The sequence below is a fragment of the Stenotrophomonas aracearum genome (assembly GCF_031834615.1).
Classification (GTDB): domain Bacteria; phylum Pseudomonadota; class Gammaproteobacteria; order Xanthomonadales; family Xanthomonadaceae; genus Stenotrophomonas; species Stenotrophomonas aracearum.
On the sequence record NZ_CP115543.1, the window covers coordinates 1,621,098 to 1,634,077 of the forward strand.

12 protein-coding genes are annotated in these 12,980 nt (G+C 67.1%); 11 read left to right on the forward strand and 1 reads right to left on the reverse strand.

Annotated elements, in window-relative coordinates:
- Window positions 1-92: 92 nt before the first annotated feature.
- The 6 genes from rsmD (at window position 93) to PDM28_RS07605 (ending at window position 5,112) form a co-directional block, all read left to right on the forward strand.
- Window positions 93-698, forward strand: coding sequence for a 16S rRNA (guanine(966)-N(2))-methyltransferase RsmD (gene rsmD / locus PDM28_RS07580; RefSeq protein ID WP_311184338.1), 606 nt, complete (start codon window positions 93-95; stop codon window positions 696-698).
- A gap of 7 nt (window positions 699-705) precedes the next feature.
- The gene (coaD, locus tag PDM28_RS07585; RefSeq protein ID WP_070209086.1) at window positions 706-1,215 is read left to right on the forward strand and encodes a pantetheine-phosphate adenylyltransferase; all 510 of its coding nucleotides are present in this window, start codon (window positions 706-708) and stop codon (window positions 1,213-1,215) included.
- A 44-nt stretch (window positions 1,216-1,259) separates the two neighbouring features.
- On the forward strand, window positions 1,260-1,751 hold the full coding sequence (locus PDM28_RS07590; RefSeq protein WP_102945732.1) for a hypothetical protein: 492 nt from the start codon (window positions 1,260-1,262) through the stop codon (window positions 1,749-1,751).
- A gap of 97 nt (window positions 1,752-1,848) precedes the next feature.
- On the forward strand, window positions 1,849-2,130 hold the full coding sequence (locus PDM28_RS07595; RefSeq protein ID WP_070209088.1) for a YfhL family 4Fe-4S dicluster ferredoxin: 282 nt from the start codon (window positions 1,849-1,851) through the stop codon (window positions 2,128-2,130).
- Window positions 2,127-3,863 carry a gamma-glutamyltransferase gene (ggt, locus tag PDM28_RS07600; protein WP_311184339.1) on the forward strand — a complete coding sequence of 579 codons (1,737 nt, stop codon included), beginning with the start codon at window positions 2,127-2,129 and terminating at the stop codon, window positions 3,861-3,863. The genes PDM28_RS07595 and ggt overlap by 4 nt, the downstream gene beginning before the upstream one ends.
- Before the next feature lie 361 nt (window positions 3,864-4,224).
- Window positions 4,225-5,112 (forward strand): MBL fold metallo-hydrolase, encoded by an 888-nt coding sequence (locus PDM28_RS07605; RefSeq protein WP_311184340.1) that lies wholly within the window; start codon window positions 4,225-4,227, stop codon window positions 5,110-5,112.
- Between the two features lie 3 nt (window positions 5,113-5,115).
- Here the strand turns inward: PDM28_RS07605 and upp are convergent, their stop codons facing one another.
- A complete protein-coding gene (gene upp, locus PDM28_RS07610) occupies window positions 5,116-5,751 on the reverse strand; it encodes a uracil phosphoribosyltransferase (protein WP_102945729.1) in 636 nt (211 codons plus the stop codon).
- A 157-nt stretch (window positions 5,752-5,908) separates the two neighbouring features.
- Here upp and PDM28_RS07615 point away from each other — a divergent pair, with 157 nt between their 5' ends.
- From PDM28_RS07615 to PDM28_RS07635, 5 genes are all read left to right on the forward strand, one after another.
- Entirely contained in the window at window positions 5,909-8,458 is a 2,550-nt protein-coding gene (locus PDM28_RS07615; protein WP_311184341.1) for a TonB-dependent receptor, read from the forward strand.
- Window positions 8,458-9,573 (forward strand): NHL repeat-containing protein, encoded by a 1,116-nt coding sequence (locus PDM28_RS07620; protein ID WP_311184342.1) that lies wholly within the window; start codon window positions 8,458-8,460, stop codon window positions 9,571-9,573. The genes PDM28_RS07615 and PDM28_RS07620 overlap by 1 nt, the downstream gene beginning before the upstream one ends.
- Window positions 9,570-10,949, forward strand: coding sequence for a purple acid phosphatase family protein (locus tag PDM28_RS07625; RefSeq protein ID WP_311184668.1), 1,380 nt, complete (start codon window positions 9,570-9,572; stop codon window positions 10,947-10,949). Before PDM28_RS07620 ends, PDM28_RS07625 begins: the two co-directional genes overlap by 4 nt.
- A 5-nt stretch (window positions 10,950-10,954) precedes the next feature.
- Window positions 10,955-11,584, forward strand: coding sequence for an inorganic diphosphatase (locus tag PDM28_RS07630; RefSeq protein ID WP_425507645.1), 630 nt, complete (start codon window positions 10,955-10,957; stop codon window positions 11,582-11,584).
- Between the two features lie 94 nt (window positions 11,585-11,678).
- Window positions 11,679-12,929: an amidohydrolase family protein gene (locus tag PDM28_RS07635; RefSeq protein ID WP_311184344.1), complete on the forward strand. Its 1,251-nt coding sequence runs from the start codon at window positions 11,679-11,681 to the stop codon at window positions 12,927-12,929.
- The last annotated feature ends 51 nt before the right edge of the window (window positions 12,930-12,980 follow it).

Genomic DNA, 12,980 nt, shown 5'->3' on the forward strand with positions numbered 1-12,980 from the left:
AGTGCGCGGCGGCTGGCTCAAGGGGTAGGGACGCACTGTCCCAAATTCAAGGTTCAGCCGGGAAGAGCCCGGCTCTACGGTATTCTTCACACATGAAAGCACGCTCTCCCGCTTCGGCCCCCGTCGGCCAGGTCCGCATCATTGGCGGCAAATGGCGTAATACCAAACTGCCGGTGCCGTTGGTGGCGGGCCTGCGACCCAGCAGTGACCGGGTTCGCGAGACCCTGTTCAACTGGCTGACGCCGCGCCTGGGCGGGGCCCGGGTGTTGGATCTGTTCGCCGGCAGCGGGGCGCTGGGGCTGGAGGCGGTGTCGCGCGGTGCGGCGCAGGCGACCCTGGTGGAGCGCGATGCCGGGCTGGCCCGGCAGCTGCGGGAGTCCGTGGCCAGGCTGGGCGCCCAGGCCCAGGTCGAGGTGGTCCAGGCCGATGCGCTGCACTGGCTGGCGCAACGACCGTCGGGGCTGGCCGACATCGTGTTCATCGACCCGCCGTTCGCCGATGGCCTGTGGGACAGCGTCCTGGCCGGGCTGGGGCCGCACCTGGCGGCCGATGCCTGGCTGTACCTGGAGTCGCCGGCGGGGCAGACCCTGCGCCTGCCGCCGGGCTGGCTGCTGCACCGGGAGGGGGGCACCCGCGAGGTCGGCTTTGCCCTGTACCGCCGCGCCACTGTTACACTTTCACCAGATCAGAACGCGTAGCGTCCGCATGACCGTAGCCAATCGCCGCATCGCCGTATACCCGGGCACCTTCGATCCGATCACCAACGGTCACATCGACCTGGTGAACCGGGCCGCGCCGTTGTTCGAGAAGCTGGTGGTCGGCGTGGCGCAGAGCCCTTCGAAGGGGCCTTCGCTGCCGCTGGAGCTGCGGGTGTCGCTGGCGCGGGACGCGCTGGCCCACCACCGCAACGTGGAAGTGCGCGGTTTCGACACCCTGCTGGCGCATTTCGTGCGCTCCGAGCAGGGTGGGGTGCTGCTGCGCGGGCTGCGCGCGGTGTCCGATTTTGAATACGAGTTCCAGATGGCCAGCATGAACCGCCACCTGATCCCGGAGGTCGAGACGCTGTTCCTGACCCCGGCCGAGCAGCACAGCTTCATTTCGTCCTCGCTGGTCCGCGAGATCGCCCGCCTTGGTGGTGACGTGTCCGGCTTCGTGCCGGCCTCGGTACTCGAGGCGCTGCGCAAGGTCCGCGAAGCGAAGTCGGGCCCGTCGTAACCCCAAGACCTACACATACCAAGAATCACCAAGAGGGAGACTCCATGAACAACACCATGCGTGCCATGTTGATCGCGTCGTTCGCGCTGGCTTTCACCGCCTGCAAGAAGGAAGAAGCCGCGCCGGTCGCCGAAGCCCAGCAGGCGCTGGTCGCCCCGTCCAAGGACGACGATGCGGGCTGGAAGAAGTACCTGCAGGCCGTGGCCGTGCAGAACATGGGCAACATCACCAACAGCCCGTTCCTGTACTACCTGGCGCCGGAATCGGATCCGGAGTTCCAGGCCAAGTACGACCGCCAGGTCGAAAGCGCTACCGCTGCGGTCGCCCGTGGCGTGCAGCCGGGCAACATGCTGGCCTTCGGTTCGTCTGCCTCGGGCAAGATGGCCGACATGATCCAGTCCGTGTTCAAGGACGTGTCCGCCGACTCGATGAAGGGTGTGCGCGTGGTGTTCATCGGCCAGGCCGCTGACAACGCCCGCGTGCAGTCGATCGTGCAGCCGACCGGCGCCGAGTACATCTTCGTAGAAGCCAAGTAAGCCGTGCCATGGCGGCCGCGCCCTGTGCGCGGCCCGGGCGGCGTCCCTGCGAGGGGGCGCCGCTTTCCCTTTGCCGGCACTGGCGTGGAGTAACGCCATGTCGCTGAAAATCAATGAGCTCTGCGTCAACTGCGACGTATGCGAGCCGGCCTGTCCCAACCAGGCCATTTCGATGGGTGAAACCATCTACGTGATCGACCCTGCACGCTGCACCGAATGCGTGGGGCATTTCGACGAACCGCAATGCGTGGTCGTGTGCCCGGTGGAATGCATCGATCCCGATCCGGACATTCCGGAAACCCAGGAGGCGTTGCTGGCCAAGTTGCATGGGCTGCAGCGCGATCATCCCGAACTGTATGCGGAGTCTTCCCCCGAATGAAAAAGCCGTCGCGTCGCTGGTTGTTGCTGGTCCTGCTGTGGACCCCTGCGCTCTGGGCCGCTGAGCCTGCAAAGGCGCCGCTGGCCACCCACCCGGATGGCGCGGCGATCGCCAGTGGCCATCACCTCGCCACGGAGGCGGGGATGGAGATCCTGGCCAAGGGCGGCAATGCGTTCGATGCGGCGGTGGCGGTGTCGTCGACGCTGGCGGTGGTCGAACCGATCAGTTCGGGGCTGGGCGGTGGCGGGTTCTTCCTGCTGCACGATGCGCGGACCGGCAAGGACGTGATGCTGGACGCGCGCGAGACGGCGCCTGCTGCGGCCACGCCGGAAGCATTCCTGGACAAGCAGGGCGAGCTGGACCGCGACCGTTCGGTGAACGGGCCGTGGTCGGCCGGCATTCCGGGCCTGCCAGCGGCGCTGGTGGAGCTGTCTGCGAAGCACGGCACGCTGCCGCTGAAGGATTCGCTGGCACCGGCGATCCGGATCGCGCGCGAGGGCTTCCCGGTATATGCGCGCATGGCCAAGGGCTATGCGTCGCGCCGTGAGGTGATGGAGCGTTTCCCGGGTACGCGGGAGGTGTACCTGCGCAACGGCAAGCCGATTGCCGAGGGCGATGTATTCAAGCAGCCGGAACTGGCGCAGACGCTGGAGCGGCTGGCGGCCGGCGGATTCGATGGTTTCTACAAGGGCCAGACCGGCAAGCTGCTGCTGGCGGGTGTGAAGCAGGCCGGTGGCAAGTGGACGGCGGACGAGCTGGCGGGCTACCGGGTCAAGCAGCGCGAGCCGATCGTGTTCAATTACCGGGACTGGAAGGTGACCACGGCGTCGCCGCCGTCGTCGGGCGGGATCGCGCTGGCGTCGATGCTGCAGATCCTGGAAGGCTGGGACCTGAAGTCGATGGATCCGGCGCACCGGACGCACCTGGTGGTGGAGTCGATGCGTCGTGCGTTCCGTGACCGTACGTTCTTCCTGGGCGATCCGGATTTCGTGCAGATTCCGCAGAAGGTGCTGACCAGCCGCGATTACGCGCAGGGTCTGCGTGCGACGATCCATCCGGAGAAGGCGACGCCGAGCGATCTGCTGTCGGGGAATCCGACGCCGCTGGAAGATGACGAGACGACGCATTTCTCGATCATCGATGGCGAGGGCAACCGGGTAGGCGCGACGCAGACGGTGAACCTGTTGTACGGGTCGGGCCTGATTCCGTCGGGCACGGGGGTGCTGCTGAACAATGAGATGGACGATTTCGCGCTGAAGCCGGGTACGCCGAATGCGTTCGGGGTGATGGGCTATGCGGCGAATGCGCCGAAGCCGGGCAAGCGGATGCTGAGTTCGATGACGCCGACGTTCATGGAGTCGGCGGACAAGGTGGTGGTGCTGGGCACGCCGGGCGGCAGCCGGATCATCACGATGGTGCTGCTTGGGGTGCTGGGCTATGACGATGGGCTGGACGCGCAGCAGGTGGCGGCGCTGCCGCGCTTCCACCACCAGTGGCTGCCGGACGTGATCGAGGCGGAAAGCAACGCGTTCGACGAGGCGACGATCAAGCAGCTGCAGGCGATGGGCCACAAGATCGACCTGCCGGGCAACAGCGCGGCAGGCGGCCGCGGCTCCAGCCACGTCTGGGGCAACCTGCAGACGGTCGAATGGAACCGCCGCAGCAATGTGCTCAGCGTCGGCAGCGACCCGCGCAATCCGGTAGGCAGCGGTGAGATTTCCAAGTCGAACTGATCTGCACCTGTAGTGCCGGACGCCGGCCGGCTCCTCGGATTGCGTGCGATCTCGCTGATCGGATTGCACACCCTCTGTAGAGCTGGGCTCTGCCCAGCTCGCTGTTGGATTCAGGCGAACAGCTGCAGCGTGCGAGGTTCGCCTGGTCAGGGCCGTCGGGGATGGGTTTGCGGGGGACGCCGTAAACCCATCCATGGGGGCTAAGTCGCGGCATCCATGCCGCTCATTCCCCCGCAAACCCATCCCCGCCGACCCTCTGAGAGTTGGTCGGTGCCCACGGGAAACGCGGATGCCGGGCAGAGCCCGGCACTACCGGGGTTACGTAGCGATTTATTAACGCCGGCCGCCGGATAATTTACCGATGAAACTATGGTCGATCCGCGGTAACTCACAGAAGCTCGATGGCGGCGCGATGTTTGGCAATGCGCCGCGCGCGGTGTGGGAAAAATGGGCGGCGCCCGACGATCTCAACCGGATCGAACTGGCCTGCCGCGCGTTGCTCGCCAGTCCGCTGGCCGGCAAGACGGTGCTGTTCGAGACCGGCATTGGTGCGTTCTTCGAGCCTAAGTTGCGTGATCGCTATGGCGTGCAGGAACCCAGCCATGTGCTGATCGAGTCGCTGCGCGAAGCCGGCTTCGAGCATGAAGATATCGACGTGGTGGTGCTGAGCCATCTGCACTTCGATCACGCCGGTGGCCTGCTGGCGCCGTGGAGCGAAGGACGGGGGCCCGAGCTGCTGTTCCCGAATGCCACCTTCCTGGTCGGTGCCGAACATTGGGAACGCGCGCTGCATCCGCATCCCCGTGACCGCGCCAGTTTCATTCCCGAGTTGCCGCAGCTGCTGCAGGACAGCGGTCGGCTGGAGACCGTGCAGGGGCCGTATTCGCGCACCCTCGGCCAGAGCGTGCGTTTCAGTTTCAGTGACGGGCATACGCCGGGGCTGATGCTGGCCGAGATCGTCGGGCCCGAACAGGTCGAAGGCCAGCCGCGCGGGGGCGTGGTGTTCTGCGCCGACCTGATTCCCGGGCGCTCATGGGTGCATGTTCCGATCACCATGGGCTACGACCGCAACGCCGAGCTGCTGATCGACGAAAAGCGCAGCTTCCTGGAAGACAAGCTGGCCCGCAACGTGCATCTGTTCTTTACCCACGACCCGCAGGTCGCGCTCGCGCAGGTGACCCGCGATGAGAAGGGCCGTTTCGGAACGGCCCACGAACAGGGTGAGTTGAAGGCGCGCGCGTTGGCGTGAGGTTCAACCCACCACACGCGTCCCGAAGATGCGGTCGCCGGCATCGCCAAGCCCCGGCAGGATGTAGCCGCGCTCATTGAGCCGCTCGTCGATCGCCGCCGTGAAGATCTCCACGTCCGGGTGCGCCGCCTGCACCGCGGCAATGCCTTCCGGGGCTGCCACCAGGAAGATCCCCTTGATGCGGCGTGCGCCGGCGCGCTTGAGCATGTCGATGGTCGCGATCAGGGTGCCGCCGGTGGCCAGCATCGGGTCCAGGATCAGCGCGTCGCGTTCTTCCAGGCGGCCGGTCAGCCGCTCGAAGTACGGAACCGGCTGCAGGGTTTCCTCGTCGCGCTGCAGGCCCACCACGCTGACCCGCGCCGCCGGGATCAGCGACAGCACGCCGCTCAGCATGCCCAGCCCCGCGCGCAGGATCGGCACCACGGTGATCTTGGCGCCTGCAATGCGCTGCACCGTGACCGGGCCGGCCCAGCCCGGAAGGGTGTGGGCTTCGGTGTCCAGGTCGGCGGTGGCCTCGTAGGCGAGCAGGCCGCCCAGCTCATTGGCCAGTTCGCGGAAGTCCTTGGTGCTCAGGGACGCGTCGCGCATCAGGCCGATCTTGTGCTGCACCAGCGGGTGGCGAACTTCGACGATTTTCATGGGAATGCCAGCAAAACGGGGAGGATGCCATTTTGCCGCAGCCGCCCCATACCCGGCCAGAGGCGGCTGGCGCGACGCGAAATCACCACCGGTGTCACGTTCATGAAACCTCGCGGACATACCGTGCTGACCCAATCTTTACACCGTTGGGGATCTCGTGCAGAACAAATCGCCGCTGGGCCTGGCCATCAGCCTGTCGTTGCTCGTCCTGTCCACCGCACCCGCCGTGGCCGCCGCGAGCGGGGAGCTCGCCGGCGCTGCGGCGGCCACCGAACTGGACCGCGTGGAAGTCCGTCCGCAGCTGGAATCGCAGACCCGCGCCGTCGACCTCAAGCGCAGCAGCGACGCGATCCAGGACGCGGTCTCGTCCGATTCCATGGGCGTGTACCCCGACAAGAACGTGGCCGAGTCGCTGCAGCGCCTGCCGGGCGTGAGCGTCACCCGCGACCAGGGCGAAGGCCGCTTCGTGGTGGTGCGCGGCCTGGACGCCAACCTCAACAGCGTCAGCATCGACGGCGTCTCGGTCGGTACGCCGGAAGACTCCAGCCGCGCCGCGCCGCTGGACGTGATCCCCTCCGACTCCACCGAACGCCTGCGCGTGGTCAAGTCGCCCACCCCGGACATGCCCGGCGATGCCATCGGCGGCGCGATCCTGGTCGAGTCGGCCTCGGCCTTCGACCGCGACGGTCGCAGCCTGCGCGGCAAGATCGAAGCCAGCCACCAGGACCTGTCCGGCCACACCAGCCCGAAGGCCGCGTTCAACTACAGCGAAGTGTTCGCCGATACCTTCGGCGTGGCGCTGGGCGTGAACTACCAGAACCGCAAGTTCGAGTCCGACAACACCGAAGTGGAGTACGGCGAGTTCGACGGCGGCAGCGAAGACGATCTGTTCGCCACCAGCCTGCAGCACCGCAAGTACGAGATCGAGCGCAAGCGCATCGGCGCCAACCTCAACTTCGACTGGCGCCCCAGCGAAGACAGCCAGTACTATCTGCGCACGCTCTACAGCCAGTTCGACGATGCCGAAACCCGCCAGCGCGCCATCTTCAACTTCGGCGACGGCGAGGTCACCGCACTGGGCAACAACCAGTTCCGGGTCGACGACCTGCCGGCCGATGCCATCCAGAAGCGGATGCGCTACCGCACCAAGGAAGAGAACACCTTTGCGGCGAGCCTGGGCGGTGAGAACCGCCTGACCAACGCGGTGGTCGACTACAAGGTCGGCTATACCCGCACCGAAGAGCGCGTCAACGACGAAATGGAAGCGCGCTTCGAGTACAACGGCGACGACCTGGCCGCCACCGTGGACCAGAACAGCGGCATCCCGCGCTACTCGCTCAGCGATGCCAGCTGGATGGACAACGGCAACTACGACTTCGACCGCTTCGTGCTCTCGCCCAAGCGCGTGGACGACAAGGAACACAGCGCGCAGATCAACGTGCGCTTCGACGGCGACAACAGCAGCTACAAGTTCGGCCTGCTCGGCCGCTGGCGCGACCGCGACGTCGATACCGACGAGCGCGAACTGCGGGTCGGCCCGGACGTGGCCCTGTCCGACTGGACCACTTCCAGCCCCGACCACCGCGGCGGCAGCCTCGGCCAGGGCATGAGCTCGGACGCCATGCGCCGCTACTGGGCGCAGTTCGGCAGCCAGTACAGCGCCCGTCCGCAGGACGTCGGTGCCAACGCGATGACCTCGCTGGAAGAGGACTACACCGCCAGCGAAGACATCTTCGCCACCTACGCCATGGGCACGTGGGACATCGGCAACCTGCGCGTGATCGGCGGCGTGCGCGTGGAGAACACTCAGTTCCAGGCGACCGGCAACCAGGTGGACGTGGCCGCCAATGGCCGCAGCTACACCGTTACCCCGCTCACTGCCGACCGCAGCTACACCAACGTGCTGCCCGGCCTGCACCTGCGCTATGACGCCGGCAGCGACTGGGTGCTGCGTGCGGCCGCCAACAAGACCGTCTCGCGTCCGTCCTTCGGCGACATCGCGCCGCGCATCGGCTACAACCGCGGCGACGAGGAAGTGCGGATCGGCAATCCCGAGCTGGACCCGTACGAATCGAAGAACCTGGACCTGTCGCTGGAGCGCTACATCGGCAGCACCGGCATCGTCTCGCTGGGCCTGTTCCACAAGAGCATCGACGGCTACATCGTCAACACCGTCAGCGACAGCGACCCGGAGTACCCGGGCTTCGAGGTCACCCGCGTGATCAACGGCGACACCGCCAAGGTCTACGGCGCCGAATTCAACTGGCAGCAGCAGCTGAGCTTCCTGCCGGCGGGCTGGGACGGCCTGCTGGTCGGCGCCAGCGGCACCTGGCTCGACACCGACTTCGACCCGGGCCTGGACGGGCGTGCCGACGAGGACTTCACCCTGCCGCGCGCCTCCAAGCACGTGTACAGCGCGCACCTGGGGTATGAAAAGGAAGGGTTCAGCACCCGCCTGGCCGCGGTGTACCGCAGCGAGTACCTGGATACGCTCGGGGACAGCGGCGCCTACGATATCTTCGTGGCACCCAACACCCAGCTCGACTTCAGCCTGGACTACAAGATCACCGACAACGTGAGCGTCTATTTCGAAGCGCAGAACCTGCTCGACAAGCCGCTGGAGCTTTACCAGGGCGTGCGTTCGCGCACCCTGCAGAACGAAGAGTATGGCCGCACCTACGCACTGGGCCTGAAGGTGGCGCTGTGATGCGCGCCGCTCCCGTCGCCAGCCTGCTGGCCGTGGCGCTGCTGGCCGGCTGCAAGCCCGCGGCGGCACCGGCGCCGGCCGCACCGGCGGTGGACGCCGCGACGGCGACCACCACCAACCGGGCCGTGGCCACCGTGGCCGAGGCCTTCCTGACTCCGATGACCCCGGCCGACAACATCGACTCGCCGGCCAGCTGGACCACGCCGGACGGGCAGGTGTGGCTGATCGACACCGCCAAGGCCACCGACAAGCTGGTGGTCTACGACGGCCAGACCGGCGCGCACGTGCGCGACGTGGGCAGCACCGGCACCGCGCCGGGCCAGTTCGTCCGGCCCAACGGCATTGCCGTGGTCGATGACCTGGTGCTGATCGTGGAGCGCGACAACCATCGCGTGCAGGTCCTGCAGCTGCCGGACTTCACCCCGCTGGGCGTGTTCGCCGCCGATGACCTGCGCAAGCCGTACGGCCTGTGGGTCAACAAACTGGCCAATGGCTATGACGTGTACGTCACCGACTCCTACGACGCCGGCGAGGACGCGCAGGGCAACGACGTGCTGCCGCCGCTGGCCGAACTGGACAAGCGCGTGCGTCGTTACGCGTTGCAGGTGCAGGACGGCAAGGCGCAGGCGAAGCTGGTGTCCAGCATCGGCGACACCAGCGAAGCCGGCGCGCTGCGCGTGGTCGAATCGATCTGGGGCGACCCGGCCAACGACCGCCTGCTGATCGCCGAGGAAGATGAAAGCTACGCCAGCGAGTTCAAGGTCTACACGCTGGAAGGCAAATTCACCGGCACCACCTTCGGCCGCGACGCCTTCAAGGCACAGGCCGAAGGCGTGATGCTGCGCCCCTGCGGCAAGGACGGCTGGTGGATCACCACCGAGCAGGGCAAGCAGCGCAGCGTGTTCCATCTGTTCGACCGCCACACGTTGAAGCATGTGGGCGCGTTCCAGGGCAACACGGTGGCCAACACCGATGGCATCTGGATGAGCATGGCGGCGTCGCCACGCTTCCCACACGGCGCGCTGTATGCGGTGCACGACGACCAGGGTGTGGTCGCCTTCGACTGGGCCAGCGTGGCCAAGCAACTGTCCTTGCCGCTGGAGTGTGAAAACTGATGTCCGTGCGTGATTGTGTGAAGGCGCTGGGCTTGGCGTTGCTGCTCTGTTCGGGGGCTGCATCGGCCAAAACCGCGACCCAGGTGGAACCCAACACGCAGGTGCCGGTGGGTAACCGTCATTACGCCGCTACGGGTTTCCCGGACCGCATCGTCGCCTCGCCGGCGCAGGACGCCGCGCGCGGCTTCGGCGTGGCCTGGCGCACCGATGGCACGGTGACGTCACCGGTGCTGGAGTGGGTCGTGGGCGGCGACTCGCCGGACGTGGGCAAGGTGACCCGGGTGACCGCGACGACCACCGCGCTCACCACCGAGCTGGGCGCCTCCAACCACCACCGTGCAGACGTGACCGGCCTCGCGCCGGACACGCTGTATCTGTGGCGGGTGCAGGGCAACGGCACCTGGAGTGCCTGGAACCAGCTGCGCACGGCCGGGACGGCAGACAAGCCGCTGACGCTGCTGTACTTCGGCGACACCCAGAACAAGAACCTGAGCCACGTCTCGCGCGTGCTGCGCGCCGGTATCAAGGCGGCCCCTACCGCGACGCTTTCGCTGTTCGCCGGCGACCTGGTCAGCGGCGGCGACGGACAGGACGACAGCGAGTGGGGCGAGTGGTTCGCCGCCGCCGGCTGGCTGCCGCAGGAAACCATGGTGGCGCCGGCGATCGGAAACCATGAGTACTTCGAAGAATTTGAAGACACCCCGCAGGAACGCCGCGTACTGGGCAAGCACTGGCCGGTGACGTTCGCACTGCCGCGCAATGGCGTGGACGCCGCCTCCACCAGCACCTACTGGTTCGACCATCAGGGCGTGCGCATCGTGGTGCTCGATGGGACGTCCGCGCTCGACCTGGGCACGGCCAAGGCGCAGGCGCAGTGGCTGGACAAGGTGCTCACGGACAACACCCAGCGCTGGACCATCGTGCTGCTGCACCAGCCGTTCTACTCGCCGCGCGAAGGCCGTGAGAATGCCGAGCTGCGCGACGTACTGCTGCCGGTGGTGCGTCGCCACGACGTCGACCTGGTCCTGCAGGGCCACGACCACACCTATGGCCGTCGCGGCGAAGGCAGCGATGCCACCCCGCAGTACGTGGTCACCGTGGCCGGTCCCAAGCAGTACCGGCTGTCCGACGAGGCGCGCGCGACCATGGCGCCGGTTGGTGAGGATACCCAGTTGTTCCAGGTACTCACGATCGATCCACAGCAGCTGCGCTATGAAGCCCGCACGGTGACCGGCCGCCTGTACGACGGCTTCGAACTGACCCGCGCGGCCGACGGCAGCAAGCGCAAGACCGAGCTGACCGAAGGCCGCATCGCCCCGCGCGACTGCGCGCGTACCGAGACCCTCAAGGGTCGCGCCGACCGATGCTGGGAATGATGCTGATGAATCGCCACCTTCCGCTTCTCGTCCTCACCGCCGCGCTGCTCCTGCTCACCGGCGCCAGCGTTGCCAGCAACGCGGTCCTGCACCCGTTCCTGGCTGCGCAACCGAAGGAAGCGCCGGAAGAAGCCAACCTGGCGGTGGAAATCCCCGCCGGCAGCTTCACCAAGTACGAGATCAAGGAAGACGGCCTGGTCCACGTCGACCGCTTCCAGTCGATGCCGGTGGCGTACCCGGCCAACTACGGCTCGATGCCGCGCACCCTGGCCGGCGACAACGACCCGCTGGACGCCCTGGTCCTCACCCGTGAGCCGTTGCACCCGGGCGTGATCGTGCGCTTCCGTCCGATCGGATACCTGAAAATGGTGGACAAGGGCGAGCACGACGAGAAGGTGATCGGCGTGCCCACCGACAAGATCGACCCCACCTACGCCACCATCCGCGACCTGCAGGACCTGCCGCTGATCGAACGCCAGCGCATCGAGGCCTTCTTCCGGGTCTACAAGGACCTGCCCGAGGGTCGGAACCCGGTGCAGCTCAGTGGCTGGGGCAACGCGGCAGAGGCAAAGGCGCTGATCCGCGAATCCATGCAGCGCTTCGATGCGCAGCAACGGCGCGGCAAGGGCGACTGACCCACGGACGCACGCCGGGCGGCACCCTGACTAACGGCCCTTCTGCGGGTCCCGTAGTGCAGTAGCCTTGAGGTAGACGCCAAGGAGAGCCTGCATGTCCCGTACCGTGCTGAAACCCGTCGTGTTCGCTGCCGCGCTGCTGCTGGCTGGCCCCGCTGTCGCAGAGGATTTTGCCATCGTCGGCGCGCAGGTGTTTCCTTCACCGGACGCCGCCCCGATTACCAATGGGACGGTGGTGGTCCGTGACGGACGCATTACTGCGGTCGGCCCTCGCAGCAAGGTGAAGGTGCCGGAAGGGACCCGCATCATCGACGGCAAGGGCCGCAGCGTGACCGCCGGGTTCTGGAACAGCCATGTGCACCTGATGTCCCCGCCGTTCCACCAGCCCGACGCGCAGGCGCCGCAGGCGCTGCAGGACGCACTGCGCGACCGCTTCGGAAAGTGGGGTTTCACCACGCTGTTCGACATCGGTTCCCTGCCGGGCGATGTCGGCGCGCTGCGCACGCGCATGGCAAAAGGCGAGGTCCAGGGACCGCGCCTGCTGACCGTGGACATGCCGTTCTACCCCGAGCACGGAACGCCGATCTACGTGCGCGAGCTGTGGGCACAGACCCGCACGATCAGCGCGGAAGTCGCCACGCCCGCAGAGGCGCGCCAACGCGCCGAAGCCCAACTGGATGCTGGCGCCGACGGCGTGAAGGTCTTCACCGGTGCAATCGTGGGCGGCCCGCAAGGGGTACTGCCGATGCGGGTGGACGTCGCCAGCGCGGCCGTGGCCGCCGCGCACGCGCATGGCAAGCCGGCGTTCGCGCATCCGACCAACATGGCCGGGCTCGAGGTTGCCGAGGCCAGCGGCGTGGACGTGCTGGCGCATACCGCGCCCGATGCAGGCCCGTGGTCGCCGGAGCTGGTGGCGCGGCTGAAAGCAAAGAACATGGCCTTGGTGCCGACGCTGTCGTTGTTCGACGCCCACCTGCGGCAGGAGGGCGTTCCGGACGAGGTGGTGAAGCGTTTCGTCGGCAATGCCCAGCAGCAGGTGAAGGCGATGGCCGACGGCGGCGGGCAGGTGCTGTTCGGCACCGACGCCGGCTACACCGAGGTCTACGACACCCGGTTGGAATACCGGCTGATGACCGCCGCCGGCCTCGACTGGCGGCAGATCCTGACCAGCCTGACCACCGCGCCCGCATCGCGGTTCGGCGACGCCACCCAGCGTGGACGGCTGGCCGAAGGTTACGCCGCCGATCTGGCAATGCTGGGCAGCGATCCACAGCAGTCCACCGAAGCCTTCGCGGATGTGCAGATGACCGTACGCGAAGGCAGGATCATCTACACCCCCCGGTAGAGCCACGCCCTGCGTGGCTGCCTGCATGGCGCGAAATGCAGCGGGGCAGAG